The following is a 26497-nucleotide window of genomic DNA, read 5'->3' on the forward strand; positions in this document are numbered from 1 at the left end:
CAGGAGGAACCCGGTGACCGACCAGTACCCGCCGCCGTACCCGCCCCCGGGCGGGCCGCCACCCGGCTACGGCTACGGCTATCCGCCGCCGAACTACGGGCCACCGCCGGACAACAACATGGTGTGGGCGATCCTGAGCACCGTGCTGTGCTGCCTGCCCCTCGGTGTCGTCTCGATCGTGAAGTCGAGCCAGGTCAGCTCACTCTGGTTCCAGGGCTTCCACGCCGAGGCGCAGAAGGCCGCCGACGACGCCCGCAAGTGGGCGATGTGGTCGGCCATCACCACCGGGATCCTCCTGCTGCTCTACATCGCCTTCATCGTGGTGATGGTCGTGATCGGCGTCTCCGCGGACCGGTACACGCCGTGACCACGACGACCGTCCACACCGGACACCCCGTCTACACCGGGCACCCGGCGCGGGGAGCCAGGGCCAAGCTGCGCGCGGTGAGCGCGCCGCTGGCCGTCGTGGCCGGGCTCGGCGTGTGCTGCGCCGTGGTCTGGGCCGGCGACCCGACGACGCCGGGCGGCTTCCTGCCGGTCTGCCCGACCAAGGCGCTGTTCGGGATCGACTGCCCGGGCTGCGGCGGCCTGCGGATGGCGTACAGCCTGATGCACGGGAACATCCCCGCGGCCGTGCACTACAACGCGGTGTCGTTCGTCGTCGTGCTCCTGTTCGTCTGGAGCATGGCGGCGTGGACGGTCGGCAGGCTGCGCGGCCGCGCGGTCGCCAGCTGGCTGCACTGGCGCTGGACGCCCCTGGCGTTTTCGGTCGTGTTCGTCGTCTGGTTCGTGATCCGCAACCTGCCGTTCGCCCCGTTCAGCGGCTTGCGCGTCTGAACGACAGCGGAGGGGAACCGGGTCCGGACCCGGCGCGTCGGACGGCGTGACGGGGTCACCCGGACAGCTGAAGCCTGGGAGGCGCGGCCGTCACCGGAGCGAGTACGCTCCCGCGGACGGTCCGCACCGCACCACCGGGCCGGACCCGTGCGAGGCTCCGCACGGGAGAGTGACCAACGAGGGGGAATACCGCGATGACCGATCCCTACGGTCAGCAGTCCTTCGGGCAGCAACCCGGTGGCCAGCAGCCGTTCGGACAGCCGCAGCCGGGCCAGGCGCCGCCGCCGTACGGGCAGCCGTACGGGCAACCGGAGCCGTTCGGGCAGCCGGGCATTCCCTTCGGCGCGCCGCGGAACTACGCGAGCTGGGGCCAGCGCGCGCTGGGCTGGCTCGTCGACTTCGGCCCCATCGTGGGGCTGTACCTGGTGCTGGGCATCATCGCCCTGCTCACCCGGGGCAACTTCATCTTCCAGATCCTGGCGATCCTCGGGTTCGTCGCCTGGATCGCTTGGACGGTGTACAACCGCTGGATCCAGGCGGGCAACACCGGCCAGTCCATGGGCAAGCGGGTCGCCAAGATCAAGCTCGTCCGCGAGGACAACGGGCAGCCGATCGGCGCCGGCATGGCGTTCCTGCGCGACCTCGCGCACTTCGTCGACAACTTCCTTTGTTACATCGGCTGGCTGTGGCCGCTCTGGGACGACAAGTCCCAGACGCTGTCGGACAAGATCGTCGGCACCGTCGTGATCCAGGCCGACGAGTCGGCGGCGCCGAACCCGTTCGCGCAGCCCGGCGGGTTCGCCGGTGGTTACCCGCCGGCGGGACAGCCCCAGTTCGGCCAGCCGCCCTCGGGCGGTTTCCCGCAGCAGCAGCCGCAGTCCGGTGGGTTCGGCCAGCCGCAGCCGCCTTCGGGCGGGTTCGCGCAGCCGCCGCCCTCGGGTGGTTTCCCGCAGCAGCCCGCTTCCGGCGGGTTCCCGCAGACGCCGCAGCCGGGCGGGTTCGGCCAGCAGCCGGGCCAGCCGCTCGCGCCGCCGCCGGGCGGGTCCCCGTTCGACGAGCAGGCCGAGCGCACCCAGATGCTGCGCCCCGACTCCGCCGGGGGCGCGTCGCCGTTCGACGAGCAGGCCGAACGGACCCAGATGCTGCGGCCCGAAGCCCACGACGAGGCCGAGGCGACCCGCAAGATCGACCCGGGCCAGTTCGGGCAGCCGCCGAAGGACCAGCCGCCGCACCACTGACCGACCTTTTCCGCGCAGCACCGCCGGAGCCACCCGGCGGAAGTTCACGAGTAGTTGGGGTACAAGTTCATGACCAATCCCTACGGCCAGCAGCAGCCCTATGGCCAGCAGCCGCAGCAGCCGCAGCAGCCCGGTTACGGCACGCCGTCCGGCGGCATGCCGGCGGCGCCGTACGGTCAGCCCGCACCCTACGGCCAGCCCGCCCCGTACGGCCAGCCGCCCACCGGCGGCTTCGGCGCCCCGGGGTACGGCATGCCCGGCGGCGGCGACATCAACCAGATCAAGGACTACAAGGGCTGGGCGATCGGCTGCATCTTCCTCTTCTGGATCCTCGCGATCTTCGCGATCATGAAGTCCAACGAGGTCCAGACGTACAAGATGCAGGGCAACTACATGATGGCGGAGCAGGCGTCGAAGACGACCCGCACGCTCTGCCTCATCGCCACCATCGTCGGCGGCCTCAGCTGCGTCACCGTGATCATCATCTGGATCGTCGCGGCCGCGACCGCCGTCAGCTACTGCTCGGGCTACTACTGCTGAACCCGGGTCGGTCCACCCCGGCATCGCCCACAGGTGGGACGATGTCGGGGTGGTGAACCTCTACCGCGACACCGGGGTGGTGTTGCGCACGCACAAGCTGGGTGAGGCCGACCGGATCGTCACCCTGCTGACCCGGCGGCACGGCAAGGTCCGCGCCGTGGCGAAGGGCGTGCGGCGGACGTCGTCGCGGTTCGGGGCCCGGCTGGAGCCGTTCGGCCACGTCGATGTGCAGTTCTACACCGGCCGCACGCTCGACGTGATCACCCAGGTCGAGACCGTGGACGCCTTCGCGCTGCCCCTGGTCGCCGACTACCAGCGCTACACCGCGGCCAGCGCGATCGCCGAAACCGCGGACCGGCTCTCGGCCGAAGAGGGCGAGCCGGTGCTCAAGCTCTACCTCCTCGTCTGCGGCGCGCTGCGCTCGCTCGCCGCGGGAGAGCGTGACGCGTCCCTGGTGCTCGACGCGTTCTTCCTCCGCGCGATGTCCTACGCCGGCTGGGCGCCCGCGCTCACCGAGTGCGCCCGCTGCGGCCTGCCCGGCCCGCACGTCGCGTTCAGCGTCGCCGCCGGCGGCTCGATGTGCCAGGACTGCCGCGTGCCCGGGTCGGTGCACCCGGCCCCCGAGGTCCTGGACCTGCTCACCGCCCTGCTGCACGGCGAGTGGACGATGGCCGAGTCGACCCTGCCCGGCACCCGCCGGGACGCGAGCGGCCTGGTCGCGGCGCACCTGCAGTGGCATCTGGAGCGGCAGCTCCGGTCCCTTCCGCTGGTCGAGCGACGTGCCCGGGAGACCGTGGTGCCCGGGCAGTAGTGTCGAGCCTGATCGGATTCACCCCATCCAGGGAGGCTCGCAGTGCTGCGCAGGGGACGCGAGAACAAGGCGTCGCGATACGAGCTGCGGGCCCCGGATCCGCACCCGTCGGGCGCGACACCGCCGGAAATCCCGCGTGAGCTGGTACCCAAGCACGTCGCGCTGGTCATGGACGGCAACGGCCGCTGGGCCAACCAGCGCGGCCTGCCGCGCATCGAAGGCCACAAGCGCGGGGAAGCCGTCATGATCGACGTCGCCGCGGGTGCGGTCGAAATCGGCGTAAAGTGGCTCTCGGTGTACGCCTTCTCCACGGAGAACTGGAAGCGCAGCCCCGAAGAGGTGCGGTTCCTGATGGGCTTCAACCGCGACACCATCCGCCGTCAGGTCGACTACCTCGGGTCGATCGGCGTGCGCATCCGCTGGGCCGGGCGCCGGCCGAAGCTGTGGGCGTCGGTGATCAAGGAGCTGCAGGCGGCCGAGGAGAAGACCAAGCACAACACGGCGCTGAACATGACGATGTGCGTCAACTACGGCGGCCGCGCCGAGCTGGGCGACGCGATGCAGCGGATCGCGCGCGACGTCGCGGACGGTCGTTTGGACCCCGCGAAGGTCACCGAGAAGACCATCGGCAAGTACCTGTACCAGCCGGAGATGCCGGACGTGGACCTGTTCCTGCGGCCTTCGGGCGAGCAGCGGACGTCGAACTTCCTGCTGTGGCAGTCGGCCTACGCCGAGATGGTCTACCAGGACACGCTGTTCCCGGACTTCGACCGGACCCACCTGTGGCGGGCCTGCCTGGAGTTCGCGAAGCGGGACCGCCGCTTCGGCGCGGCCGTCGACCAGGCGTCGTCATGAGCGCGACCGAAGCGGCCGAGACCGCGGAGCTGCTGACGCAGGCGAAGGAGTCCCTCGAGCGGTACCTCGAGGTGCACGTCGACGACGACGGCGCGCTGACGTTCTCCCACGGCGACGTCCCGTGCGTGATCCAGGCGACCCGGCTCGGTGAGGGGCTCACTGTCCTTTCGCTCACCTGCGTGGTCGGCTGGGACCTGGCGGACCGCCCGGACCTGTCGGTCGCGGTCGCCGAGCGCGCGGGGCAGGGGCTCTTCGGCACGCTCGGGGTCGGGCATTCGGACAACGGTCTCGACGTCACCCTGCGGTACGCGTTCCCGGCCGCCGGGCTGGACGAGGCGGCGCTGGGGACGTTGCTGATGCTGGTGGTGTCGACGGCCTCGCAGCTGCGGACCGAGCTGCCCGGCGTCGTCCCGGAGTAGGTTTTTTCGCCGCGAACGGTGGATTCCGGGCCGAAACGGACCGGATCCGACCGTTCGCGGCGCACGCGGCCGCGTCTTGTCGGCGGGCCCTGGCATAGTCGTCGCCGTGAACATGGTTTCCACTTCCGGCGCCCGGCGCACCCGGCGGTTCCGGGTCAGCTCGGTCGAAGTGCTGTGCGCGATCCTGCTGGTCGCGATCCTCGGCCAGGGCTGGCTGCAGCAGGCGTTCGACGTGCCCGCGTTGCGCACGGGCTCGACGGTGTTCGTCGCCGTCTGCGTGCAGGCGCTGCCGTTCCTGGTGCTGGGGGTGCTGATCAGCGGGGCGATCGCGGCGTTCGTGCCCGCGCGGGTGCTGGAGAAGGTGCTGCCGCGGCGAGCGGGTGCGGCCGTGGGTGTCGCCGGGCTCGCGGGGGTCGCGCTGCCGGGCTGTGAGTGCGCGTCGGTGCCGGTGGCGCGCCGGCTGATGGGGCAGGGCGTGGCGCCGGCGGCGGCGTTGACGTTCCTGCTGGCGGCGCCGGCGGTGAACCCGGTGGTGCTGGTGGCCACCGCGGTCGCGTTCCCGGGCCGGCCGGAGATGGTGCTGGCCCGGTTCGCGGGGTCGCTGGCGACGGCGATGGTGATGGGCTGGCTGTGGGCCCGCTGGGGCAAGCTCGAGTGGATCACTTCGCGTGCACTGCGTCGGCTGCCGGACGTGGCCGGCGGGCAGCGGTGGCGGGTGTTCGCGGAGACGGCCCGCACGGACCTGGTCGAGGCGGGCGGTTTCCTGGTGCTGGGCGCGCTGATCTCGTCGGCGCTGAACGTGCTGGTGCCGGCCCGCTGGTTCGGGGTGCTGGGCGAGCAGCTGGTGCTGGGCATCGTGGTGATGGCGGTGCTGGCGGTGGTGCTGGCGCTGTGCAGCGAGGCGGACGCGTTCGTGGCGGCGTCGCTGACGGCGATGCCGATGCTCCCGAAGCTGGTGTTCCTGGTGGTGGGGCCGGCGGTGGACGTGAAGCTGTTCGCGTTGCAGGCGGGCACGTTCGGCCGCTCGTTCGCGACCCGCTTCGCCCCGGCGACGTTCGTGGTGGCCGTGGGGTGCGCGGTCGTGGCCGGGCTGGTGGTGGGGGTGTCGTGAAGCGCGAAACGCAGAACATCCTGCTGCTCCTCCTGGGCGGCGCGCTGATCAAGATCGCGGCGAACGGCGACTACCTGAGGTACGTCAAGCCGGCCCAGCAGCCCTGGATCATCACGGGCGGCGCGGTGATGGTGCTGCTCGGAGCGGTGGCAATCGTCCGCGACCTCCTGGCGGCGCGCGGCAAGTCCGGCGGTGCGGCGGAGGGGCGCCCGAACGGCGCGGGTGACTCGGACGGCGGCCATCTCGACGGCAGCGACCACGGCGCGGGTGACGGTCACTCACACTCCGCCCGCCCGGCGTGGCTGCTGCTGGTCCCGGTGCTGGCGGTGTTCCTGGTCGCCCCACCGGCGCTGGGCGCCGACTCCGTGATCCGCACCGAAGCCCGGGTGCCGGCGAGCGCGGCCGCGGCCAATGCGGCGGCTTTCCCGCCGCTGCCGGCGGGGAACGTCGTCCCGCTGGCGGTCAACGAGTTCGTCAGCCGAGCGGGCTGGGACGCGGCGGGCACGCTCAACGGCCGCACGGTCTCACTGACCGGCTTCATCGTCCACACCGACGGCGCGACGCTGCTGGCCCGCCTGGTGATCAGCTGCTGCGCGGCCGACGCGTTCCCGGTCACGGTCCGCCTCCGCGACGGCCAAGCCGACCACCTCGCGAGCGACGCGTGGATCCAGGTGACGGGCCAGGTGGTCCCGGGCACGGCGACCAAGGCCAACAGCTACACCCCGGACTTCACCCCGGCCTCGGTCACGACGGTCCCGGCCCCGAAGGACCCGTACGAGTACTAGCCCCGGCCACCCCCACCCGGCCGCCTCACGCACCCAGCCGGACGACTCGCGTACCTCGGGCGGACGACGTAGCCGCGGGCCGACAGCAGCCCGAGAGTCAGTGGCGGGCGCAGGTGCCGGTGATCTCCACCGTGTGGGAGATCTCCGAAAAGCCGTGCTCGGCCGCGATCTTCTCCGCCCAGCGCTCGACCGCCGGGCCCTCGACCTCCACCGTCCGGCCGCAGACGCGGCACACCAGGTGATGGTGGTGGTGCGCCGAACACCGGCGGTAGATCGCCTCGCCGGAGTCGGTGCGCAGGACGTCGATCTCGCCGGCCTCCGACAGGGACTGCAGGGTGCGGTACACCGTCGTCAGGCCGATGCCGTCGCCGCGTTTGCGCAGCTCGTCGTGCAGTTCCTGGGCGGAGCGGAAGTCGTCGACGGTGCTCAGCAGCTCGACGACCGCGGCCCGCTGCTTCGTCGAACGGCGGCCCGGCACCGGGGCCTGGCCGCGCGGGGCGACGGCGTTCATCACTTTCCTTCCTGCACGTGGGCGACGGCGTCGACGACGATGTGCGCCAGGTGGTCGTCGGCGAGGCGGTAGACGACCTCGCGGCCGCGGCGCTCGCCCTGGACCACTCCCGCCGTCTTCAGCACCCGCAGGTGCTGGCTGATCAAAGGCTGCGCGACGTCGAGGGCGTCCACCAGCTCGTGGACGCACCGGTCGGCCGCGCGCAGCTGGAGCACGATCGCGATCCGGACCGGCGCGGCGAGCGCGCGCAGGAGGTCACCCGCGTCGGACAGGACCGCCGCCGGCGGGTGCGCCGGTGGCGCGGCCGCCGCCGGGGCGCACTCCGCCAGTGCCGGCTGGGCGCCGCTCCCGGCCACCGTCGCCATAACCGCCTCCCCCGTGACCATGAATTCCGTAGTCATTACCGACAACGGCGTCGCCCATCCTAGTGTTCCCCCGGCCGGGTGCCCCGTCCGTCACCGGTCTCTGCGGGGTACGGCCGGTCGTATTGCTCCATTCGGGTGAGTTCGTGGGATATTGGCTCTTCGGCTTCGCATGTAGTGGCCGACGGTGCAAGGTTGTCGCGGAGCGTTTCGTCGCTTCTCGTACGCCGGCGACCCGCCCTGAGCAAAGCAGTGGGGAGACATGACGCGTTTCGTGACCAAGGCAGCCGTGCTGACGGCCGTCCTGTTCCCGCTGGTCGGAGCCGGGGTGGCCGGTGCGCAGAGCCAGGCCGTCGACGAGAAGACCGGGCCGGTCGCGTTCGCGAACATCGCGTCCGTCCGGATCGGCAGCGAGGGCCAGCGCGGCGGCGCGCTCATCACCGAGACCCAGCGCTCACCGCTGCTGCCCGGCCAGTCGAAGCTCGGCACGGACCGCGTCTCGGTGCCGAAGGACGACGGCGAGCGGAACACCTTCGGCGGGCACTACCAGATCGACCTCGGCCGCTACAGCAACGGCGACCCGTACCCGTCGGGCGTCGCGAGCCGGGACCACAACGTCGTCGCCGCGCTGCAGGCGACCACCGTGCCCACCGCCGTCGCGGAGACGAACTACGCGCTGCGCGACACCTGGCAGGGCGGCGCGAAGCCGATCGACAACACCGTGCTCGTGCTGGAAGGCGCGAAGACCGCCGTGGACTGCACCGGCCCGGCCAAGCTCACCGGCACGTCCTCGGTCGCCCGGCTGTGGGTGCGCCAGGCGGACGGCTCGCTCGGCATCGTCCCGATGCCCGGCGGCAACGCCGGCCTCCAGCTGCAGAACCTGCGCCTCGGGCCGCCCGGTGACATCCAGAACGCCGCCGAGGCCACCACGGTCTCCGACCTGAAGCTGACCCGCGTCGCCGCGTTCGACCAGCTGATCCGGCAGGACGGCTGGCGCGGCGGCGACTTCACCGCCGTCGCCGGCTGGCGGGTCGAGATCACCACCCACGTCAAGGACGCCGCGGGCGCCGCGCTGCAGGACGTCGTGACGACCATCGTGCTCGGCGGGGTCAGCTGCTCGGTCCCGAAGGGGTTCGTCGCGAAGGCCGGCGGCCCCGCGGGCGGCACGACCGCCTCCCAGGCCGCGGTGCCGACGCAGGTCCCGGCCGGGTACCTCGGCGCGGCCGCGCCGGACACCGGCGGTGACGGCTCGCGCGTCCCGCTGGGCATCGGCCTGCTCTTCGGTGGGGTGTTCTTCGCCGCGGTCGCGCTGCTGCTCGGCAGGCGGCGCAAGTCCGGGACGGACTAGGTGCTCCGCACCGGGCTGGCCGCCGTCTCGGCGGCGCTGGCCGTGGCGGCCTTCGCCGCCGGCGTCATCCTGCTGACCTGGCTCCCGCCGACGGCCACGCCGGCCGCGGCGCCGCCCCCCGGCACGCTGCCGGGCGAGAACGCCGCCCCCGCCGTGCTGCCCGCGGACAGCGAGTCCGCCGCGCAGCAGCGCCCGGGCACGGTCCGGCTACCCGACGGCGCCACCGCCCGGCTGGTCCGCACCGAGCTCACCGGCACCGGCGTGCTGCCGATCCCGCGCGGCCTGGGTGACGCGGCCTGGTGGGGCGCCAAGCTCGGCGCGGCCCGGGGCGCCGCGCTGCTGTCCGGGCACGTGAACTGGGAGGGGCAGCGCGGGCCGTTCGACGAGCTCTGGCGGATGCGGGACGGGGACGACGTCAGCGTCGTCGACGCGCGGGGCGGCCGGTGGGTCTACCGGGTCGACGACGTCGTCACGCTGCCGAAGGAGGCGCTGCCGGCGCAGGCCGCGAAGTGGTTCGGCCAGGACGGGCCGCACCGGCTGGTGCTGGTGACCTGCGGTGGCGACTACGTCGGCGGCACCGAGGGGTACGACGAGAACCGCCTGGTCACGGCCACCCTGGTGACGCGTCCGACCGGCTGATCGACTCCGGTGCAACCTTCTCCGCCCGGCACGGCATGTCTGTCTGTGCCCTGGTCACGGAGTGAAGGAGCACAGGCGCATGCAGGAGCAGAACCCGGTGGAGCGGAAGAAGGCCACCGGCCGCTGGTGGATCGTCGGCGTGGCCGGCGCGTTCGTGATCGCGGCGCTGGTCGCGACCCTGCTCGTGTTCACCGGAAAGGATGAACCCGCCGGCGCGAACGGCACGACGACGCCGGTCGCGGCCGCGGACCAGCCGGCGAAGCAGGACACCGGTCAGGCCCCCGCGACGCTGGCGGTGCCCGGCGGCGGCACCGCGAAGCTGGTCCAGGAGGACCTGGACGCCGACGGCGCGTTGAAGATCCCCGAAGGCCTCGGCGAAGCGGCTTGGTGGGGCGCGAAGCTGGGCGCGGACCACGGCGTCGCGCTGCTGTCCGGGCACGTGAACTGGAAGGGCTCGAAGGGGCCGTTCACCGAACTGTGGCAGGTCAAGCAGGGCCAAGAGGTGAAGCTGACCGACGCCGCCGGCGGTGCCTGGGTGTACCGGATCGACAAGACCGAGACGGTGCACAAGTCCGAGCTGGCCGGCCGCTCCGAGCAGCTCTTCGACCCGGACGGCCCGCACAAGCTGCTCCTGGTCACCTGCGGCGGCGAGTACGTCGGCGGCAAGGAGGGCTACGAGGACAACCGCGTCGTGACGGCGTCGCTGGTGACCCGGCCGTAGGCTCACCTGGGCGAAAACCGGTGGGCCTCGGCGGATACCCTGGAGGTTCTAGTCCGCCAACCGTCCCCGCAAGCTTTCCGGAGCGTGGAGTGCCCACGAACACCATCGATACCGTAGTCAGCCTGTGCAAGCGCCGTGGTTTCGTCTTCCCCAGCGGAGAGATCTACGGCGGTACCCGCTCGGCGTGGGACTACGGGCCGCTCGGGGTCGAGCTGAAGGACAACATCAAGCGCCAGTGGTGGAAGACCGTCGTGCAGGGCCGGGACGACGTCGTCGGCCTCGACTCGTCGGTCATCCTGCCGCGCCAGGTGTGGGTGGCCTCGGGGCACGTCAACGTGTTCACCGACCCGCTCATCGAGTGCCTGTCCTGCCACAAGCGGTTCCGCGCCGACCAGCTCGCCGAGGAGTACGCGGCGCGCAGCGGCAAGGAGACCTCCGAGGACGACCTGTCCGACGTGCCCTGCCCGAACTGCGGCACGCGCGGCAAGTACACCGCGCCGCGGGACTTCAACATGATGCTGAAGACCTACCTCGGCCCGGTGGAGTCCGAAGAGGGCCTGCACTACCTCCGCCCGGAGACGGCGCAGGGCATCTTCGTCAACTTCCTCAACGTGCAGACGACGTCGCGGAAGAAGCCGCCGTTCGGCATCGGCCAGATCGGCAAGTCGTTCCGCAACGAGATCACGCCGGGCAACTTCATCTTCCGGACGCGCGAGTTCGAGCAGATGGAGATGGAGTTCTTCGTCGAGCCGGGTGAGGACGAGACCTGGCACCAGTACTGGATCGACCAGCGCACCGAGTGGTACACCGACCTCGGCATCAAGCCGGAGAACCTGCGCCACTTCGAGCACCCGAAGGAAAAGCTCTCGCACTACGCGAAGCGCACGGTCGACATCGAGTACCGGTTCGCGTTCAACGCCGGGCAGGAGTGGGGTGAGCTCGAGGGCATCGCCAACCGCACCGACTTCGACCTGACCACGCACTCGAACCACTCGGGTGTGGACCTGTCGTTCTTCGACCAGGCGTCCGGCCAGCGCTACCGGCCGTTCGTCATCGAGCCGGCGGCGGGTGTCGGCCGGTCGATGATGGCCTTCCTGGTCGACGCCTACCACGAGGAAGAGGCGCCGACGGCGAAGGGCGGCGTCGAGAAGCGCGTCGTGCTGAAGCTCGACCCGCGGCTTTCGCCGTTCAAGGTCGCGGTGCTGCCGCTGTCGCGCAACGCCGACCTGACCCCGAAGGCCAGGGAGGTCGCCGCGACCCTGCGCAAGCACTGGAACGTCGACTTCGACGACGCGCAGGCGATCGGCCGCCGCTACCGCCGCCAGGACGAGATCGGTACGCCGTACTGCGTCACGGTCGACTTCGACTCGCTCGAGGACAACGCCGTGACGGTGCGCGAGCGCGACACGATGTCGCAGGAGCGCATCGCGATCGACAAGCTCGAGGCCTACCTGGCGGGCCGCCTGATCGGCTGCTGAACCACCCGGAGCCCGGGTACCCCTGACACCTGTCACGGCCAGGACGTGACGCACGGTCTGGGGTCCCGGGCCTCCCGGGCGGCAGCCTGGGGGTATGCGAGAAACAGACATCCGGTCGGTCGCGGCGGGGGCCGCGGTCCACCTCACCGGCCTGCGGAAACACTACGGCGACGTGCACGCGGTCGACGGCGTCGACCTGACCATCGCCCCGGGCGAGGTGGTCGCCCTGCTCGGCCCCAACGGCGCGGGCAAGTCCACCACCGTCGACATGATCCTCGGCCTGACCACCCCGGACGCGGGTGAGGTGCGGGTGTTCGGGCGGAAGCCGATCGACGCCGTCCGCGCCGGGCTGATCGGCGCGATGCTGCAGGGCGGCGCCCTGATGGACGACCTGACCGTCGGGGAAACCGTCGGCATGGTCGCGGCGCTGCACCGCAAGCCGATGCCGGTGGCCGAGGCCTTGGCGGCGGCCGGGATCGGGGAGCTGGCCGGCCGTCGCGCCAACAAGCTTTCCGGCGGCCAGAAGCAGCGGGTCCGCTTCGCCGTCGCCCTGGTCAGCAACCCCGACCTGCTGCTGCTCGACGAGCCGACCGCCGCGATGGACGTCGGCACCCGGCGCGAGTTCTGGCAGTCGATGTACGCCTTCACCGAGTCCGGCCGCACGGTCCTGTTCGCCACGCACTACCTCGAAGAGGCCGAGGAGTTCGCCGACCGGGTCGTGCTGATGCGCCGCGGCCGGATCGTCGCCGACGGCTCGGTCGCCGAGGTCCGCGCGCTGGCCGGGGGCCGCACCGTGCGGGCCGCCGTGCCGGGCGCCACCGAAGCCGTGATCGCGGCACTTCCGGGGGTCAAGGAGTTCGAGCTGCGCGGCGACCGCGTCGCGATCTCCAGCGGCGACTCCGACGCGACGCTGTGGGCACTCAAGTCCGCCGTCCCGGGTGTGCACGACGTCGAAATCAGCGCCGTCGGCCTCGAAGGCGCTTTCCTTTCCCTGACCGCCGACGACACCGCGGAGGCCGTGCGATGAACGCCACCTACCTGTTCACCGAGATCCGGCGGAACTTCCGGGCGCCGCGGTTCCTGATCTTCGTCGTCGCCTTCCCGGTGCTGATGTTTCTCCTGCAGACCAACGTCTTCGTCAAGGCGGACGCGCCCGACCACGCGCAGATCGCCGCCGTGATCATGATCAACATGATGACCTTCGGGACGTTCGCCGCGGCCAACACCAGCGGCGCCCGGCTCGCCCTGGAGCGCGCGCTCGGCTGGCAGCGGCAGCTGCGGCTGACCCCGTTGACCGGGACCGGCTACCTGGCGGGCAAGGGCCTGTCCGGGATGCTCGTCGGGCTGCCCGCGCTGATCCTCGTGCCGCTGCTCGCCGTGACCATGGAGGGCGTCCACCTCGACGCCGGCGGCTGGGTGCGGATCTTCGCCGGGATCTGGCTCGGCACCATCCCGCTGGTGCTGCTCGGCCTGCTGATCGGGCAGTTCGGCACGCCGGAGTCGATGCAGCCGATCAGCATGCTGGTCACCCTCGGCATGGGCTTCCTGGGCGGGCTGTGGATCCCGATCGAGGGCATGCCCGGCTGGCTGCACGACGTCGCGCAGATCATGCCGACCTACTGGGTGCTGCAGCTGGCCCGGCCCGCGGTGACCACCGACATGGTCGTGTCGCTGCCGCAGGCCGCGGGGGTGCTGGCGGCGTGGACGGTCGTGCTGGGAGCCCTGGTGATCAGGCGTTACCGTAAGGACAGCGCCCGCGTCTGAGGGCCGGAGGGAAAAGATGGCCGACGACGACGTGAACCGGAAGCACGGGCTGGGCACGAAGGAAACGTGGTGGGAGGACCCACCGCCCAACCGGGGCCGGAGCGGGCCGGACAAGCTCCGGTGGCCGGTCCTGTCCGTTGTGTTCACCCTGCCGTACCTCATCCCGGCGACGAAGCGGCTGCTGGCCGTGGACCAGGTGACGCCCGGCGTGGTGGTGCTGTGGGTGCTCATCTACGGCGTCGCGGTCTCCTATGCGCTCTTCCCGGTGGCGTTCGACCGCAGCCGGCCGGTCCGCTTCGCCTACAGCTTGTGGATGCTCGGCCTGGGGCTGGCCGTGGTCGCGGCGGCGGACACCAGCCCGTTCGTGATGCTCTACGGCACCGCGGCGCTGGTGTTCCTGCTGCCGCTGGCCTGGGTGGTCGTCCTCGACGGCGTGGCTCTGCTGCTCGGGGCCGGGATCCTGCTGCTGGAGGGCCGGTTCGGTGACAACTACGGCGACCTGATCACCGTCGGTTCGGTGACGATGGCGATGTTCTTCATGTCCAGCCTGATCCGGGCGATCCGGCGGCTGCAGCTGGCCAACGAGGAGATCGCCACCCTGGCGGTGGCGAACGAACGCGAGCGCGTCGCCCGCGACCTGCACGACCTGCTCGGGCACAGCCTCACCACGATCACCGTCAAGGCGGGGCTGGCCCGGCGGGTGCTGGAGAGCTCGGGGGACATCCCGCGCACGGTCGAGGAGATCCGCGAGATCGAGAGCCTCACGCGCAGCGCGCTCTCCGACGTCCGCGCGACCGTGTCGGAGTACCGCGAGGTGTCGCTCTCCGCCGAAGTCGCCGGGGCCCGTGCGGCGCTGCGGGCCGCCGAGATCGACGCCGACCTGCCGCACGCCGTCGACAACGTCCGGCCGGAGCTGCAGAACACCTTCGGGTACGTGCTGCGCGAAGCCGTGACGAACGTGCTGCGGCACTCGGGGGCCAAGCAGGTCAAGGTGAAGCTCGGCGACACCTGGCTGGAGATCGAGGACGACGGCACCGCCACCGAGGTCGTCGCGGGCAACGGCCTGCGCGGGCTCACCGAGCGGCTGGCCGCGGTCGGGGGGACGCTGCGGACGTCGGTGCGGCCCGGGGGAGGATTGCTGGTGCGGGCGGAGGCCCCGCAGCCGGAACCTCGCGCCACGGCCCCGGCCGTGCGCGCCGAACCCGCGGGAGGACTCGCTTGATCCGGGTGTTGCTGGCCGACGACCAGGCCATGGTGCGCGGCGCGCTGGCGACCGTGCTCGGCCTCGAATCCGACATCGAGGTGGTCGGGCAGGTGGGCTCCGGCGACGAGGTGGTGGCCGCCGCTCGCGAGGCCAAGCCCGACGTCGCCCTGCTGGACGTGCAGATGCCGGGCAAGGACGGCCTGGAGGCGGCCGCCGAGCTGCGGGCCGCGCTCCCGTCGTGCCGGGTGATCATCTGCACGACGTTCGGCAGGCCCGGGTACCTCGCCCGCGCGATGGCGGCGGGCGCGGCCGGGTTCGTCGTCAAGGACGCGCCGCCCGAGCAGCTCGTCGAAGCCGTCCGGCGAGTCCACAGTGGACTCCGGGTGGTGGACCCGGCGCTGGCCGCCGAGTCGCTCGCCACCGGCGCCAGCCCGCTCACCGGGCGGGAGCGGGACGTGTTGCGGGAAGCCAAGGACGGCAGCACGGTCGCCGACGTCGCCCGCGCGCTGCACCTGTCGGAAGGAACCGTGCGCAACCACCTGTCCGCGGCGATCGGCAAGACCGGCGCTCGCACTCGGGCCGAAGCGGTGCGGGTCTCGGAGGAGCGCGGCTGGCTCTGAGCGGCCGGCGGCGGTCTGACAAGATGGGCCGGGTGGGTACCGCTGAACGCAGGAAGCCGTCGCGCGCGAGCTGGGCGCGCCGGATCGCGCTCGGCACGGTCCTCGTGCTGCTCGCGCTCGTCGGCGGCACGGCGTTCCGGATCTGGCAGGTCGCCCGCGAAAACGACCGGACGCGGGCCGACGTCATCGTCGTGCTCGGCGCGGCCCAGTACAACGGCAAGCCGTCGGACATCTACGCCGCGCGGCTGACCAAGGCGAAGCAGCTCTACGACGCCGGTGTCGCGAAGACCATCGTGACCGCGGGCGGCAAGAAGGCCGAAGACAACTTCACCGAGGCCCGGGCCGGGCAGCTGTGGCTGACCCGGCGTGGCGTCCCCGCGACGGCGACGCTGGCCGTCGGGGAGGGCAGCGACACGCTGCGGAGCCTGCGCGCGGTCGCCGGGCAGGTCGAGGCGCGCGGCTGGCGCACGGCGGTGCTGGTCAGCGACCCGTGGCACTCCTTCCGCGCCCGGACCATGGCCGACGACCTGGGCCTGGACGCCTGGACCGCGCCGACGCACAGCGGGCCGATCGTGCAGGAGCGCGTCACCCAGGTGCGCTACATCGTCCGCGAGACCGGCGCGCTGCTGTACTACCGGCTGACGAAGACCCCGGCCGACGACCTGTTCGCCACGTTCCTCGGCTGACGTTCTTGTCGGTCCGCCCGCCTAAGCTGAGCGGGTGAACGACGGCTACACCGAGCACGACACCGCCCGCCTGCTGCCGGAACCGGCGAAGGGCGCGGCGCTGCCCGGCACGCGCGCGGACGGGCGCAGCGCGTTCTCCCGCGACCGGGCCCGCGTGCTGCACTCGGCGGCGTTGCGGCGGCTCGCCGGCAAGACCCAGGTGGTCGGGCCGGGGGAGGGCGCGGAGGTCACCGGCGTCCCGCGCACCCGGCTGACGCACTCGCTGGAGGTCGCGCAGATCGGCCGGGGCATCGCCGAGGAGCTGGGCGCCGACCCGGACCTCGTCGACACCGCGGGGCTGGCGCACGACATCGGGCACCCGCCGTTCGGGCACAACGGCGAGCGCGCGCTCGACGAGGTCGCCACCGCGTGCGGCGGGTTCGAGGGCAACGCGCAGACGCTGCGCATCGTCACCCGGCTGGAGCCGAAGCTCCTGGAAGGCGACGCGACGTCCGGCCTCAACCTGACCCGCGCGTGCCTGGACGCGACGACGAAGTACCCGTGGGTGCGCAAGCCCGGCCAGGCGAAGTACGGGGTGTACGCCGACGACGCCAAGGTGTTCGAGTGGTTCCGCGAAGGCGCCCCGGCGGAGCGGACGTGCCTCGAGGCCCAGATCATGGACTGGGCCGACGACGTCGCGTATTCGGTCCACGACGTCGAGGACGGGGTGCTGGCCGGCCGGATCAAGCTGGGGGTGCTGGCTCATCCGGACGAACGCGCGGCCGTCGCCGCGGCCGCCGCGAAGCACTTCTCCGGCCAGTCGGTGTCCACTTTGGAGGGTGCGGCCGAGGAGCTGCTGGCGCTGCCGGTGGTGGCCGCGGTGATCGAGGCGGGCTCCGACGGCTCACCCGGCGCCCAGGTGGCGTTGAAGAGGCTGACGAGCGAGCTGGTCGGCCGCTTCACGACGGCGGCGGTCACCGGCACGCGGGCGGAGTTCGGCGAGGGCCCGCTCGGCCGCTACCGGGCGCGGCTCTGCGTCCCGGAGCAGGTCGCGGCGGAGGTTGCCCTGCTGAAGGCGCTCGCGCTGCGGTACGTGATGAGCGACCGGCGCCGGCTCGCGATGCAGGAGGGGCAGCGGGAGCTGCTGGCGGAGCTGGTGCACGCCCTGGCGCGCCGGGCCCCGGAGTCGCTCGACCCGCTGTTCGTCCCGGCCTGGAACGCCGCACCGGACGACGCCGGCCTGCTGCGCGTGGTGGTCGACCAGGTCGCCTCCCTGACCGACGCCCAGGCCCACGTCTGGTACTCCTGGCACGTAACCCGCCTGCACTGACCCGCCCCGCGCGTGTCCGGCGAGGCATCACGCGTGTCTGAAGGGGCATCACGCGTGATTGGCGGGGCATCACCCGTGTCTGAAGGGGCATCACCGCGATGCCCGCTCAATCACGGGTGATGCCTGTCGGATCACGCGTGATGCCCCTTCCGTCACGCGCGTGTCGTCCGGCTGGGTGCGGGTGTCGGGCGGGTGGGGAGGTGGACCGCGGGGGGTGGGTGGTTCTGGCACCGGGGATGGGCCGTTCGGTGGGGGATTTGTCACCCGTGGGCGGAGTTCCGCGTAGCCGGTCGACGGGGTGAACCGTTCCGGTAGTCTCGCCCGCATGGCCACGGACAGCCACCTCAGGTTCGCCCTCGCCGTCCACGCGGCCCTCGGCTCCGACGGCGGGAACTCCTGTTTCTCGCCGTATTCGGTGGCCAGCGCGCTGACCCTCGCCGCACTGGGCGCCCGGGGCGACACCCGCGAAGAGCTGGTCGCGCTGCTGGGCGACCCGGCCGAGCAGACGTCGCTCCTGCGGGACGCCGCTCAGCTCGTCGAAGAGGCCCGCGGCGCCCAGCAGCCCGAGCTGGCCGTCGCGAACACGCTGTGGGCCGACGACCGCCTCCCGCTCGAGGACTCCTTCAAGACGGAGCTAGCCGGGTGGCCCGGCGCGGCCGTCGCGAGCGCGCCGTTCGAGAAGGAGCCCGAAACCGCCCGGGCGACGATCAACGAAGACGTCGGCCGCACGACGCACGGGTTGATCCCCGAGCTGCTGCCGGCGGGCTCGATCGACTCGAGCATCGCGGCCGTGCTGGTCAACGCGCTGTACCTCAAGGCCGCGTGGATGAAGCCGTTCCGTGAGGCCAACACCTCGGACGCGCCGTTCCACGCGCCGTCCGGCACGCGCGACGTGCCGACGATGTGGCTGAGCGAGAGCGTCGGGTACGCGCACACCGGCGGCTGGCAGGCGGTGCAGCTGGCCGCGGCGGGCGGCCTGCAGACCGTCGTGCTGCTCCCGGACGACGACCTCGCCGAGGCCGAAGCGGCGCTCGACCAGGCGGCGCTGACGAGCCTGCTCGGCAAGATCCGCTTCAAGCCGCTCGAGCTCGCCCTCCCGAAGGTCTCGCTCGACATCCCCAGCCAGCTGACCCGCGTGCTGCAGGGCCTCGGCGTGCGCACGATGTTCACCGACCGGGCCGACCTGAGCGGGCTCTCCCCGGACCCGCGGCTCGCGGTGTCCGAGGTGCTGCACCAGGCCGTCCTGCGCGTCGACGAACAAGGCTTCGAAGGCGCCGCGGCGACCGCGCTCACCATGCGCCTGACCTCGATGATGACCGACGCCCCGGTCGCCGTCACGGTCGACCGGCCGTTCCTGCTGCTGGTCCGGCACACCGGCACCGGGGCCCTCTACTTCTTCGCCAGGGTGGTCGAACCGTGAGCTTGAAGTCCGAAGCCGTGCCCGAGCTCGTCCCACCCGCGCCCGAGGCCCTGGCCGCCCCGAAGCGCTGGGCGTGGCAGGACTCCGCGATCGCCGGCGGCTTCCTGCTCTTCACGATCCTGCTCTACAACGGCCTGTGGTTCGACCTCAAGCGCGGGTACCTCTGGAACGGCGCGTCCGACCAGAGCCAGTGGGAGTGGTACTCGACGGTCGTCGCGAAGTCCGTCCTGCACTTCCAGAACCCCTTCACGACGGACCTGCAGAACTACCCGCACGGCGTGAACATGGCGGCCAACGCGGCGATGTTCGGGCTCAACATCCCGCTCGCCCCGCTGACGCTCACCTTCGGCGCGACGCTGACCTGGGCGATCGTGCTCACCGCCGGCCTCGCCGGCACCGCGATCGGCTGGTACTGGGTGTTTTCCCGGCACCTGGTGCCGAACCGGACCGCGGCCGCGATCGGCGGCGCGTTCTGCGGGTTCGCCCCGCCGATGATCTCGCACGGCAACGCGCACCCGAACTTCGTCGTGCTGTTCGTGCTGCCGTTCATCGCGCTCAAGACGATCCAGATCGCCCGCGGGGAACGCCCGGTGCGCAACGGGATCTTCCTCGGGCTGCTCGTCGCGTGGCAGATCCTGCTGGGCGAAGAGCCGCTCGCGATCTTCGCGCTGACGTTCCTCGTGTTCGCGGTCGCCTACCTGATCCCGCGGCGCGCGGAGATCCGCGGCATGCTGGCGCCGCTGGCCAAGGGCGTCGGGGTCGGCGCGGTCGTCGCGCTGCTGATCGCCGGGTTCCCGTTGTACTGGCAGTTCTTCGGCCCGCAGAGCTTCCATTCGCTGCTGCACGGCCCGGCGGGCAACGACACGGCGGCGTTCACGCGCTTCGCGACGCAGTCGATCGCGGGCGCGCCGGAAGCCGCCGCGGACGTCTCGATGAACCGCACCGAGGAGAACGCGTTCTTCGGCTGGCCGTTGATCGTGCTCATGGTGATGGTCACGATCTGGCTGTGGCGCGACGTCGTTTCGCGAGCGCTCGCGATCACGATGTTCGTGATGGCGTTCCTTTCCCTCGGTGTCGAGATCACGGTGGCGCACGAGGACACCGGCATCCCCGGGCTGTGGAAGTGGCTGGGGCAGCTGCCGTTGCTGGACTCGCTGCTGGAGTCCCGGCTCGCGATGGGCTGCATCCCGGTGGTCGGCGGGCTCCTGGCGATCGCGACGCACCGCGTCTGGACGGCGGCGGCCGAACAGCCGGAGCCCCTGGAGGGCAAGACCCGCTTCCCGCTGCGCATGGTCTGGGTCGGCGCGCTGGTGGCGGTGCTGCTCCCGATCGCCCCGACGGAGCTGGTGACGCACGAGCGCCCGCTGTCGCCGTCGTTCTTCGCCGACGGCACCTGGCGCCAGTTCGTCGCTCCCGGCGGCTCGCTCGTGCCGGTGCCGCTGCCGAGCACCGGTGAGGCGGAACCGTTGCACTGGCAGGTGGACGCGGGCCTCGGCTACCCGATGCCGGAGGGGTACTTCGTCGGCCCGACCTCCGCGGACGACCGCCGCGGCCGCTACGGCGCGGTGCCGCTGCCGACGTCGGACCTCTTCGCCGAGGTCGAACGCACCGGCCAGACGGCGGACGTCACCGAAGCCGACCGCACGCAGGCCTTGGCGGACCTGCGCGCGTGGAACGCCGACGTGCTCGTGGTGGGCCCGCGGCAGAACCAGGAAGCGTTGAAGTCCACTGTGGAGCTCCTGCTGCGGAAGCCGGCGGAGTTCGTCGGCGGGGTGTGGGTCTGGGATGTGCGCGCGCTGACGCCGTGAGCGGTCACCCGGCCGCCACGAGGATCCGGGCCAGCTCTTCGGGCCGGGAGAACATCGGCCAGTGGCCGGTGTCCATTTCGACCAGCTGCCAGCGTTCGCTCCTGAGCAGCTCGACGACGTCCGGGCTCGGCGTGTCGCCGTCGAGCAGGCACTTGATGTACGTGGCGGGGATTTCTCCCAGCGGCCGGGCCAGCACCGCCGGTTCGGTCAGCGACGCCGCCGGGTGCGGGGTCGAGCCGCCGACGATGCGGGCGATCTGCTCCTCCGAAAGCCCTTGCCCCGCATAGTCTTCCGCAGTCAAAGGCGGCCAGAAGCCGCTCTCGGTGAGGGCGGCCAGCCGCTCGGCGCTCCAGTGCGAGGCGAACGCTTCACCGTCGGCGGGGACGTTCGAGTCGACGAACACCGCGCGGTGCAGCCGGTCGCCGATCCGCTCGGCGGCCTGCCCGGCCGGGATGCCGGAGTAGCTGTGGCCGACCACCACGACGTCCCGCAGGTCACCACGCTCGACGACGTCGACGATGTCCTGCACGTGGGTCTGCTGCCCCGCGGGCACGGCCCGCCGTTCGGCGAGCCCGGAGAGGGTCACGGCGTGGGCGCCGTGGCCGGCCGCGCGTAATGCCGGAACCACGTCGTCCCACGCCCACGAGCCGAGCCAGGCGCCGGCGACCAGTACGAATTCAGCCATGCCCGGAACCTAGCGGAGGGCACCGACATTTTCGGTAGAGTCGGCGGTCGTGACCTCAATGGACGAACAAGGCCGGCCCGAGCCGCCCTTCGACGGTGACGAAGCCGCGACGCTGGTCGGGTTCCTCGAGTACCACCGCGCGACCCTGGCGTGGAAGTGCGCGGGCCTGGACGCGGCCGCCCTGCGCACGACGCTCGCCCCGGCCGCGATGACGCTGGGCGGGCTGCTCAAGCACATGGCCTACGTCGAGGACAACTGGTTCTCGTTCGTGCTCTTCGACCACCAGCGGGCCGAGCCGTTCACCACGGTGGACTGGGCGCGAACTCCGGACTGGGACTGGGAATCCGCCGCGGACGACTCGCCGGAGGAGCTCCGGAAGCTGTGGGAGGACGCCGTTTCCCGCTCGCGGACGGCGCTGGCGGGCGTGCTGGAGACCGGCGATCTGTCCCAGCGCTCGGCCCGGCGGTTGCGTGACGGTGGCTGGCCCAGCCTGCGCTGGATCCTGGCCCACATGGTCGAGGAGTACAGCCGCCACAACGGCCACGCCGACCTGATCCGCCAGTCGATCGACGGCAGCACGGGCGAGTAGCTCAGCGGCTCTTGCCCACCGAGTCGGAGTCGATGCACAGCCGGTCGTCCCGCAGCGCGAGGCCGAGGACGTGGGTTTCGGTGACGTCCGGGCGGCCGTCGCGGTAGTGCAGCCGGATCCGGGCGGTCACCGTGCTGCCGGCGACCGAGGGCGTGCCGACGACCTCGGCGCCGCTGAACTTGCTCCAGAACTTGTCGTAGCTGTCCCGGGTCCGCAGCCGCAGGTTCGGGCCGATCAGGTCCCAGCCGGCGTCGGTGTCCGGCATCAGCCCGTAGTAGTGGACGACGAACCCGGACAGGTCACCGGGCGACGGCCGGCTCGCCCCGGCCGTCGTCACCGCGACGGGCACGGTGGTCTCCGCCACCGGAGCGGTGGTGCGGACCGGCGCGGCCACCGGCGCCGACGTCGGTGTCCCGGACGGCGTCCGCGTCTGCAGCGCGGGCAAGGCGATCAGCGCGCCCACCCCGCCGAGCAGGATGAGCACGACCACCGTGAGCGCGAGCGCGAGAGCCGGTCCGCGCCGCGGTGCGGCGGCCTCCGGTTCGACCCGGGTGAAGGCCCGGGTTTCGGCGGGCGGCGGCGCGAGGACGGGACGCGGCGGCGCCGAGCCCAGCGCGGCACGTGCCCCCGCCGCGAGCGCCGCGGCGGTCGGGTACCGGTCGTCCGGGCTCTTCGCCATCCCGCGGGCCACCACGCCGTCGAGGGCCACCGGCGTGCCGGGGCGCAGCAGGCTCGGCCGCGGTGGCGGCTCGTTCAGGTGGGCGTTGAGCAGGGACGCCGCCGTGGTCGCGGCGAACGGCTTGGTGGCGGTCAGGCACTGGTGCAGGACGCACGTCAGGGCGTAGACGTCGATGCGCTGGTCGGGGCGGGCGCCGGTGAACCGTTCGGGCGCCATGTAGTCGAGCGTGCCGATGGCGGCGCCCGCGCCGGTCAGCCCGGTCGCCGACTCCTGGGAGCGCGCGATCCCGAAGTCCACCAGGTAGGCGAACCCGTTGTGGTTGAGGAGGATGTTCGACGGCTTGACGTCGCGGTGGACCAGGCCTTCGGCGTGCGCGGCCGTGAGGGCCTGCGCGATCTGGCCGACGACGTCGACGGCTTCGCCCGGGTCCATCGGCCCGCGCGTGCTCAGCCGGGTCGCCAGGTCCTCACCTTCGACGAGCTGCATGTCCAGGTAGAGGCGGCCGTCGATTTCCCCGAACGAGTGAATCGGCACGATGTGGGGCTCGCGCAGCCGGGCCGCCGCGTGCGCTTCGCGGCGGAAGCGTTCGCGGTACTCCTCGTCGGCGGCGAGGTGGGCCGGCAGCACCTTCAACGCCACGACCCGGTCGAGCCGGGTGTCGTAGGCGCGCAGGACCTCGCCCATGCCGCCGCGCGCGATCGGCCGCTCGATCCGGTACGGCCCGAATTCGGTGTCCACGTGGCTCCTTCGCAGGCGGATTACCCCCGAAGTCGCCCGGTGACCGGCAGCGCGTTACACGTCGGTCATTCCCGGAAACCGGTCCTGGTACGGCGAAATCAGCCGACGAAGAGGCAGAACGGGTGGCCCGCCGGATCCGCGTACACGCGCAACGGCTCCTCCGGGTCGTCCGCGTGATCGGCCAGCAGCCGCGCACCCAGCGCCAAGGCCCGCTCGTGCTGTTCGTCCAGCTCGGCCATCGTTTCCACGGTCAGGTCGAGGTGCAGCATCTGCGGCCGCGGCCCGGCCGGCCACGTCGGCGGCTCGAGGGAGTCGACGCGCTGGAACGCCAGCCGCGGCACGCCGGCGGAGTCGAGGAGGACGGCCCAGTCGTCACCGTCGCCCGAGCGGAGGGTGAACCCCAGGAGCCGCCGGTAGAAGCCGGCCAGGCCGCGGGCGTCGGTCGTGTCGAGGACGACCTGGCGCAGGTGCGGCACCCGGTCGGTCACGCCGCCTGCGCGATCTGGAAGACGTTGCCGAACGGGTCGCGGACCATCGCGCGGCGGTCGCCGTAGGGCATGTTCGCCGGTTCTTCGAGGCTCTGCGCGCCGCAGTCGAGCGCGCGGCGGTACGTCGCGTCCGCGTCGGGGACGTAGACGTAGAGGAACGCGGGAAAGAGCGCCCGCTCGCCTTCGGCGGACACCAGCACGAGCGAGTCGCCGATGCGGATCTCGGCGGGGCGGCCGCCCTCGACCTCGCCGGTCGCGCCGAAGACCGTGCGCAGGAACGCGACGGCAGCGACAAGATCGCTCACCACCATCCGCGGGACGACCGTCTGGGAACCCGGGTTCATACCGGCCCACCCAAGCCCGTTCCGGCGCCGAGCACAAGTCAGAGCCGCAGGCCGGCGCGCCTGGCCTACCCGAGGACTTCGTCGGCGAGCCGGCCGAGGTAGCCCGCGAAGCGGTCGCGATCTTCCTCGGGCCAGTGGCCCACCAGTGCCTCGAACGCCTGACGCTGGTGGGCGCGCGAAGCTTCGAGGAACCCCTTCGCCGGGTCGGTCAGGGTCAACACCGCGCGGCGGGCGTCGCGGGCCGACGTCGAGCGCACGACGAAGCCGTCCCGCCCCGCTTCGCCGACCATGCGGCTGGCCACCGAGCGGTCGATGCCCAGCTGGTGCGCGACGTCGGCGACCGTCACCTCGTCGTTCGCCGACCCGGCGATCGCCTGGATGACGAAGAGGTTCGGCACCGTCCACGCCGGTGGGGCGCCGTCGGCGAAACGCTCGACGACGTCCGGTGCCCACTGGCGCGCCCAGTGGCGGACCAGGCGGAAGAGGGCCGGTCCGCCGTCCGGGCTTGATGCGTGCATAAGGCACACTATAACGTGTGCTTTATGCACACATCTCGGAACCTCGCCTTTGCCGGCCTGCTGCTCGGGATGGCCATGGCCCAGCTCGACGGCCTGGTCGTCACCGCCGCCCTGCCTTCGATCGGCGAAGACCTGCGCGCCCGCACCGGGCTCGTCGCGGTCACCGCGGCCGGCCTGCTGACCCTCACCGTCGCGACGCCGCTGCACGGCCGCCTCGGCGACCTCTACGGCCGCCGGGTGTCCTTCGCCGCGTCGGTGCTGGTGTTCGCCGCGGCCTCGGCGTGGTGCGCCGCCGCGCCCGGCGTCGGCTCGCTGATCGCCGCCCGCGCGCTGCAGGGGCTGGGTGGCAGCGGGCTGATCGTGACGGCGATGAGCGCGCTCGGTGAGCTGTTCGACCGCGACGAGCTGCTGCGCCGCCAGAGCTGGCAGACGGCGGTGTTCGCGGCCGCGACCCTCGGCGGCCCGCCGCTGGGCGGGCTGCTCGCGGCCGGCCCGGGCTGGCGCTGGATCTTCCTGGTCAACCTGCCGCTCTGCGTGCCCGCGCTGGTGCTCGGCCTGCGCGGCCTGCCCGCGAAACGCCTTGGCACGCAAGAGAAGTTCGACGTCGTGAGCAGCCTGCTGCTCACCGCCGCAGGCTCTGCCGTGGTCGCACTCGGCACCGTCGACACGCTTGCCCGGAGTCCACTGTGGACACCGCTGCTCGTGGTGACCGCCGTCGCCGCCGGGGTTCTGTTCGTCCGGCGCCAGCGGCGCGCGAAGAGCCCGCTGATCTCGCCGAAGGTGTTCGCGGACGCCGTCCTGGCGCGCGCGGCGCTGGTCAACGGCCTGGCGGGCGCGGCGCTCTACGGCACGTTCACCTACGTCGCCCTGGTCGCCGCGCTGGGCGCCGCCGCGGCCGGCACCGGGATCCTGCTCGTCGCGATGACCGCCGGGCAGCTCGTGCTTTCGGCGTCCTTCGCCGCGCTGGCCCGCAGGCACCCGGAAATGACGGCGTGGGGCCGGTTCGGCTGCCTGCTCGGCACCGCCGGGCTCGCGGCGATCGCCGTCTCCGCGGCTTTCGACGGCACGCCGTGGGTGCTCGCGCCCGGGTTGTTCGCGATCGGCGCCGCTTTCGCCGTCTGCACGTCGGCGTACACCGTCCTGGGCCAGACGCGGGCGAAGCGCGAGCTGATGGGCGTCACCCTGGGGTCGCTGACCTTCGCGCGCCAGGCCGGCGGGCTCGCCGGGGCCGCGGTGTTCGGCTGGCTCGCGCTGGCCACGACCGGCGGGCTGGGCGGGGCGGGCCTCACGGTCGTGTTCGGCGCGGCGGCCGCGACGATGCTGGTGGCGTGGCTCACTTCGCCGGTCGTCACGTCTTCGGACGCCGTCTCGTCCTCCTCGTGACCGAGACGAAGGAGACCGGAAAATGCCTCGCATCGCCGCGAAGAAGACCACCGAAGCCGGGCCGTTCCTCAAGCTGATCTACCGCTTCGCCGGCCGTCGTTACGGCGCGGTGCCGGAGCCGATGGCCGTCGTCGCGCACCACCCCGGTCTGCTGCGGGCCAACGCCGTGCACGAGCTGATGGTGGAGCGTGCGTCGAAGAAGCTGCCGCCGAGCGTGCGGGAGCTCGCCGTCTACCGGGTCGCGACCCGGATCGGCTGCTCGTGGTGCGTCGACTTCGGCACCATGCTGCAGAAGCACGACGGCCTCGACATCGAGCGGCTGAAGGAGATCGACGGCTACGCGACGTCGGAGGCGTTCAGCCGGCCGGAGCGGCTCGCGATCGCCTACGCCGACGCGATGTCCGCCGAGCAGGTGACGGTGACCGACGAGCAGGTCGCCGAGCTCGAGCGCGAGTTCGGCCGGGAAGGCGTCCTCGAGCTGACCTACCAGATCGCGCTGGAGAACTCCCGGGCCCGGATGAACAGCGCGCTCGGCATCGTCGACCAGGGTTTCACCTCGGGTGACGCCTGCCGGGTCCCGCTCCCGTAGGACCCGCCGAACCCGACC

General features: G+C 72.2%; 31 protein-coding genes. 24 read left to right on the forward strand and 7 right to left on the reverse strand.

Going from position 1 to position 26497, the window contains the following annotated elements; translation table 11 throughout:
* The first annotated feature begins 13 nt into the window (after nt 1-13).
* From ACZ61C_RS22035 to ACZ61C_RS22075, 9 genes are all read left to right on the forward strand, one after another.
* Nucleotides 14-367: a CD225/dispanin family protein gene (locus tag ACZ61C_RS22035; protein WP_465309532.1), complete on the forward strand. Its 354-nt coding sequence runs from the start codon at nt 14-16 to the stop codon at nt 365-367.
* A complete protein-coding gene (locus ACZ61C_RS22040; RefSeq protein WP_465309534.1) occupies nt 364-837 on the forward strand; it encodes a DUF2752 domain-containing protein in 474 nt (157 codons plus the stop codon). Before ACZ61C_RS22035 ends, ACZ61C_RS22040 begins: the two co-directional genes overlap by 4 nt.
* A gap of 194 nt (nt 838-1031) precedes the next feature.
* On the forward strand, nt 1032-2075 hold the full coding sequence (locus ACZ61C_RS22045; protein WP_465309536.1) for an RDD family protein: 1044 nt from the start codon (nt 1032-1034) through the stop codon (nt 2073-2075).
* Between the two features lie 69 nt (nt 2076-2144).
* A complete protein-coding gene (locus ACZ61C_RS22050; protein ID WP_465309538.1) occupies nt 2145-2615 on the forward strand; it encodes a CD225/dispanin family protein in 471 nt (156 codons plus the stop codon).
* A 49-nt stretch (nt 2616-2664) separates the two neighbouring features.
* The gene (gene recO / locus ACZ61C_RS22055) at nt 2665-3426 is read left to right on the forward strand and encodes a DNA repair protein RecO (RefSeq protein ID WP_465309540.1); all 762 of its coding nucleotides are present in this window, start codon (nt 2665-2667) and stop codon (nt 3424-3426) included.
* A gap of 42 nt (nt 3427-3468) precedes the next feature.
* On the forward strand, nt 3469-4281 hold the full coding sequence (locus tag ACZ61C_RS22060; protein ID WP_465309542.1) for an isoprenyl transferase: 813 nt from the start codon (nt 3469-3471) through the stop codon (nt 4279-4281).
* Nucleotides 4278-4700, forward strand: a complete 423-nt coding sequence (locus tag ACZ61C_RS22065) for a YbjN domain-containing protein (RefSeq protein ID WP_465309544.1) — start codon at nt 4278-4280, stop codon at nt 4698-4700. The genes ACZ61C_RS22060 and ACZ61C_RS22065 overlap by 4 nt, the downstream gene beginning before the upstream one ends.
* Before the next feature lie 112 nt (nt 4701-4812).
* Nucleotides 4813-5811, forward strand: a complete 999-nt coding sequence (locus ACZ61C_RS22070; RefSeq protein WP_465310204.1) for a permease — start codon at nt 4813-4815, stop codon at nt 5809-5811.
* The gene (locus ACZ61C_RS22075; RefSeq protein ID WP_465309546.1) at nt 5808-6596 is read left to right on the forward strand and encodes a TIGR03943 family putative permease subunit; all 789 of its coding nucleotides are present in this window, start codon (nt 5808-5810) and stop codon (nt 6594-6596) included. The genes ACZ61C_RS22070 and ACZ61C_RS22075 overlap by 4 nt, the downstream gene beginning before the upstream one ends.
* Nucleotides 6597-6693: 97 nt before the next feature.
* On the opposite strand, the gene ACZ61C_RS22080 is transcribed toward ACZ61C_RS22075, so the two are convergent.
* Together ACZ61C_RS22080 and ACZ61C_RS22085 are read right to left on the reverse strand one after the other, a co-directional pair.
* The gene (locus tag ACZ61C_RS22080; RefSeq protein ID WP_465309548.1) at nt 6694-7107 is read right to left on the reverse strand and encodes a Fur family transcriptional regulator; all 414 of its coding nucleotides are present in this window, start codon (nt 7105-7107) and stop codon (nt 6694-6696) included.
* The gene (locus tag ACZ61C_RS22085) at nt 7107-7472 is read right to left on the reverse strand and encodes an ArsR/SmtB family transcription factor (RefSeq protein WP_465309550.1); all 366 of its coding nucleotides are present in this window, start codon (nt 7470-7472) and stop codon (nt 7107-7109) included. Before ACZ61C_RS22085 ends, ACZ61C_RS22080 begins: the two co-directional genes overlap by 1 nt.
* 259 nt (nt 7473-7731) lie before the next feature.
* Here ACZ61C_RS22085 and ACZ61C_RS22090 point away from each other — a divergent pair, with 259 nt between their 5' ends.
* The 12 genes from ACZ61C_RS22090 to ACZ61C_RS22145 all read left to right on the forward strand — a co-directional run bounded on the left by ACZ61C_RS22090 (nt 7732) and on the right by ACZ61C_RS22145 (nt 20466).
* Nucleotides 7732-8817 (forward strand): LPXTG cell wall anchor domain-containing protein, encoded by a 1086-nt coding sequence (locus tag ACZ61C_RS22090; protein ID WP_465309552.1) that lies wholly within the window; start codon nt 7732-7734, stop codon nt 8815-8817.
* Nucleotides 8818-9456 carry a class F sortase gene (locus tag ACZ61C_RS22095; RefSeq protein WP_465309554.1) on the forward strand — a complete coding sequence of 213 codons (639 nt, stop codon included), beginning with the start codon at nt 8818-8820 and terminating at the stop codon, nt 9454-9456.
* A 79-nt stretch (nt 9457-9535) separates the two neighbouring features.
* A complete protein-coding gene (locus tag ACZ61C_RS22100) occupies nt 9536-10177 on the forward strand; it encodes a class F sortase (protein ID WP_465309556.1) in 642 nt (213 codons plus the stop codon).
* 89 nt (nt 10178-10266) lie between these two features.
* Nucleotides 10267-11655 (forward strand): glycine--tRNA ligase, encoded by a 1389-nt coding sequence (locus ACZ61C_RS22105; RefSeq protein ID WP_465309558.1) that lies wholly within the window; start codon nt 10267-10269, stop codon nt 11653-11655.
* A 94-nt stretch (nt 11656-11749) separates the two neighbouring features.
* Complete coding sequence (locus tag ACZ61C_RS22110) at nt 11750-12682, forward strand: ABC transporter ATP-binding protein (protein WP_465309560.1); 933 nt, start codon at nt 11750-11752, stop codon at nt 12680-12682.
* Nucleotides 12679-13419 (forward strand): ABC transporter permease, encoded by a 741-nt coding sequence (locus tag ACZ61C_RS22115; RefSeq protein ID WP_465309562.1) that lies wholly within the window; start codon nt 12679-12681, stop codon nt 13417-13419. Before ACZ61C_RS22110 ends, ACZ61C_RS22115 begins: the two co-directional genes overlap by 4 nt.
* A 16-nt stretch (nt 13420-13435) precedes the next feature.
* Nucleotides 13436-14641 (forward strand): sensor histidine kinase, encoded by a 1206-nt coding sequence (locus tag ACZ61C_RS22120; RefSeq protein WP_465309564.1) that lies wholly within the window; start codon nt 13436-13438, stop codon nt 14639-14641.
* Nucleotides 14638-15243 carry a response regulator transcription factor gene (locus ACZ61C_RS22125; protein ID WP_465309566.1) on the forward strand — a complete coding sequence of 202 codons (606 nt, stop codon included), beginning with the start codon at nt 14638-14640 and terminating at the stop codon, nt 15241-15243. The genes ACZ61C_RS22120 and ACZ61C_RS22125 overlap by 4 nt, the downstream gene beginning before the upstream one ends.
* Nucleotides 15244-15275: 32 nt before the next feature.
* Nucleotides 15276-15929, forward strand: a complete 654-nt coding sequence (locus ACZ61C_RS22130; protein WP_465309568.1) for a YdcF family protein — start codon at nt 15276-15278, stop codon at nt 15927-15929.
* A 34-nt stretch (nt 15930-15963) separates the two neighbouring features.
* A complete protein-coding gene (locus ACZ61C_RS22135; protein WP_465309570.1) occupies nt 15964-17238 on the forward strand; it encodes a deoxyguanosinetriphosphate triphosphohydrolase in 1275 nt (424 codons plus the stop codon).
* A 325-nt stretch (nt 17239-17563) separates the two neighbouring features.
* The gene (locus tag ACZ61C_RS22140; RefSeq protein WP_465309572.1) at nt 17564-18658 is read left to right on the forward strand and encodes a serpin family protein; all 1095 of its coding nucleotides are present in this window, start codon (nt 17564-17566) and stop codon (nt 18656-18658) included.
* Between the two features lie 2 nt (nt 18659-18660).
* Nucleotides 18661-20466 (forward strand): glycosyl transferase, encoded by a 1806-nt coding sequence (locus tag ACZ61C_RS22145; RefSeq protein WP_465310205.1) that lies wholly within the window; start codon nt 18661-18663, stop codon nt 20464-20466.
* A 4-nt stretch (nt 20467-20470) separates the two neighbouring features.
* On the opposite strand, the gene ACZ61C_RS22150 is transcribed toward ACZ61C_RS22145, so the two are convergent.
* Nucleotides 20471-21151, reverse strand: a complete 681-nt coding sequence (locus ACZ61C_RS22150) for an alpha/beta fold hydrolase (RefSeq protein ID WP_465309574.1) — start codon at nt 21149-21151, stop codon at nt 20471-20473.
* Nucleotides 21152-21209: 58 nt separating this feature from the next.
* Between ACZ61C_RS22150 and ACZ61C_RS22155 the strand changes: the two genes are divergently transcribed.
* Nucleotides 21210-21740 carry a DinB family protein gene (locus ACZ61C_RS22155; RefSeq protein ID WP_465310206.1) on the forward strand — a complete coding sequence of 177 codons (531 nt, stop codon included), beginning with the start codon at nt 21210-21212 and terminating at the stop codon, nt 21738-21740.
* A gap of 1 nt (nt 21741) precedes the next feature.
* Here ACZ61C_RS22155 and ACZ61C_RS22160 read toward each other — a convergent pair whose 3' ends face one another.
* From ACZ61C_RS22160 to ACZ61C_RS22175, 4 genes are all read right to left on the reverse strand, one after another.
* Nucleotides 21742-23157, reverse strand: a complete 1416-nt coding sequence (locus ACZ61C_RS22160; RefSeq protein WP_465309576.1) for a serine/threonine-protein kinase — start codon at nt 23155-23157, stop codon at nt 21742-21744.
* A 98-nt stretch (nt 23158-23255) separates the two neighbouring features.
* Nucleotides 23256-23645, reverse strand: a complete 390-nt coding sequence (locus ACZ61C_RS22165; RefSeq protein ID WP_465309578.1) for a VOC family protein — start codon at nt 23643-23645, stop codon at nt 23256-23258.
* On the reverse strand, nt 23642-23989 hold the full coding sequence (locus ACZ61C_RS22170; protein WP_465309580.1) for a VOC family protein: 348 nt from the start codon (nt 23987-23989) through the stop codon (nt 23642-23644). The genes ACZ61C_RS22165 and ACZ61C_RS22170 overlap by 4 nt, the downstream gene beginning before the upstream one ends.
* A 65-nt stretch (nt 23990-24054) precedes the next feature.
* Entirely contained in the window at nt 24055-24507 is a 453-nt protein-coding gene (locus ACZ61C_RS22175) for a MarR family winged helix-turn-helix transcriptional regulator (protein WP_465309582.1), read from the reverse strand.
* 24 nt (nt 24508-24531) lie between these two features.
* Here ACZ61C_RS22175 and ACZ61C_RS22180 point away from each other — a divergent pair, with 24 nt between their 5' ends.
* Nucleotides 24532-25890 carry an MFS transporter gene (locus tag ACZ61C_RS22180; RefSeq protein ID WP_465309584.1) on the forward strand — a complete coding sequence of 453 codons (1359 nt, stop codon included), beginning with the start codon at nt 24532-24534 and terminating at the stop codon, nt 25888-25890.
* Between the two features lie 22 nt (nt 25891-25912).
* Nucleotides 25913-26479 carry a carboxymuconolactone decarboxylase family protein gene (locus ACZ61C_RS22185; RefSeq protein ID WP_465309586.1) on the forward strand — a complete coding sequence of 189 codons (567 nt, stop codon included), beginning with the start codon at nt 25913-25915 and terminating at the stop codon, nt 26477-26479.
* The last annotated feature ends 18 nt before the right edge of the window (nt 26480-26497 follow it).

It is taken from the genome of Amycolatopsis sp. NPDC104587 (assembly GCF_055583645.1).

What these genes read in the sequence shown, in the direction of transcription:
- ACZ61C_RS22100 (WP_465309556.1), top strand. Translation starts at nt 9,536, where the DNA reads ATGCAGGAGCAGAACCCGGTGGAGCGGAAGAAGGCCACCGGCCGCTGG.
- ACZ61C_RS22110 (WP_465309560.1), top strand. Translation starts at nt 11,750, where the DNA reads ATGCGAGAAACAGACATCCGGTCGGTCGCGGCGGGGGCCGCGGTCCAC.
- ACZ61C_RS22080 (WP_465309548.1), bottom strand. Translation starts at nt 7,107, where the DNA reads ATGAACGCCGTCGCCCCGCGCGGCCAGGCCCCGGTGCCGGGCCGCCGT.
- ACZ61C_RS22090 (WP_465309552.1), top strand. Translation starts at nt 7,732, where the DNA reads ATGACGCGTTTCGTGACCAAGGCAGCCGTGCTGACGGCCGTCCTGTTC.
- ACZ61C_RS22065 (WP_465309544.1), top strand. Translation starts at nt 4,278, where the DNA reads ATGAGCGCGACCGAAGCGGCCGAGACCGCGGAGCTGCTGACGCAGGCG.
- ACZ61C_RS22140 (WP_465309572.1), top strand. Translation starts at nt 17,564, where the DNA reads ATGGCCACGGACAGCCACCTCAGGTTCGCCCTCGCCGTCCACGCGGCC.
- ACZ61C_RS22115 (WP_465309562.1), top strand. Translation starts at nt 12,679, where the DNA reads ATGAACGCCACCTACCTGTTCACCGAGATCCGGCGGAACTTCCGGGCG.
- ACZ61C_RS22120 (WP_465309564.1), top strand. Translation starts at nt 13,436, where the DNA reads ATGGCCGACGACGACGTGAACCGGAAGCACGGGCTGGGCACGAAGGAA.
- ACZ61C_RS22155 (WP_465310206.1), top strand. Translation starts at nt 21,210, where the DNA reads ATGGACGAACAAGGCCGGCCCGAGCCGCCCTTCGACGGTGACGAAGCC.
- ACZ61C_RS22045 (WP_465309536.1), top strand. Translation starts at nt 1,032, where the DNA reads ATGACCGATCCCTACGGTCAGCAGTCCTTCGGGCAGCAACCCGGTGGC.
- ACZ61C_RS22050 (WP_465309538.1), top strand. Translation starts at nt 2,145, where the DNA reads ATGACCAATCCCTACGGCCAGCAGCAGCCCTATGGCCAGCAGCCGCAG.
- ACZ61C_RS22150 (WP_465309574.1), bottom strand. Translation starts at nt 21,151, where the DNA reads ATGGCTGAATTCGTACTGGTCGCCGGCGCCTGGCTCGGCTCGTGGGCG.
- ACZ61C_RS22070 (WP_465310204.1), top strand. Translation starts at nt 4,813, where the DNA reads ATGGTTTCCACTTCCGGCGCCCGGCGCACCCGGCGGTTCCGGGTCAGC.
- ACZ61C_RS22175 (WP_465309582.1), bottom strand. Translation starts at nt 24,507, where the DNA reads ATGCACGCATCAAGCCCGGACGGCGGACCGGCCCTCTTCCGCCTGGTC.
- ACZ61C_RS22180 (WP_465309584.1), top strand. Translation starts at nt 24,532, where the DNA reads ATGCACACATCTCGGAACCTCGCCTTTGCCGGCCTGCTGCTCGGGATG.
- ACZ61C_RS22185 (WP_465309586.1), top strand. Translation starts at nt 25,913, where the DNA reads ATGCCTCGCATCGCCGCGAAGAAGACCACCGAAGCCGGGCCGTTCCTC.
- ACZ61C_RS22085 (WP_465309550.1), bottom strand. Translation starts at nt 7,472, where the DNA reads ATGGCGACGGTGGCCGGGAGCGGCGCCCAGCCGGCACTGGCGGAGTGC.
- ACZ61C_RS22170 (WP_465309580.1), bottom strand. Translation starts at nt 23,989, where the DNA reads ATGAACCCGGGTTCCCAGACGGTCGTCCCGCGGATGGTGGTGAGCGAT.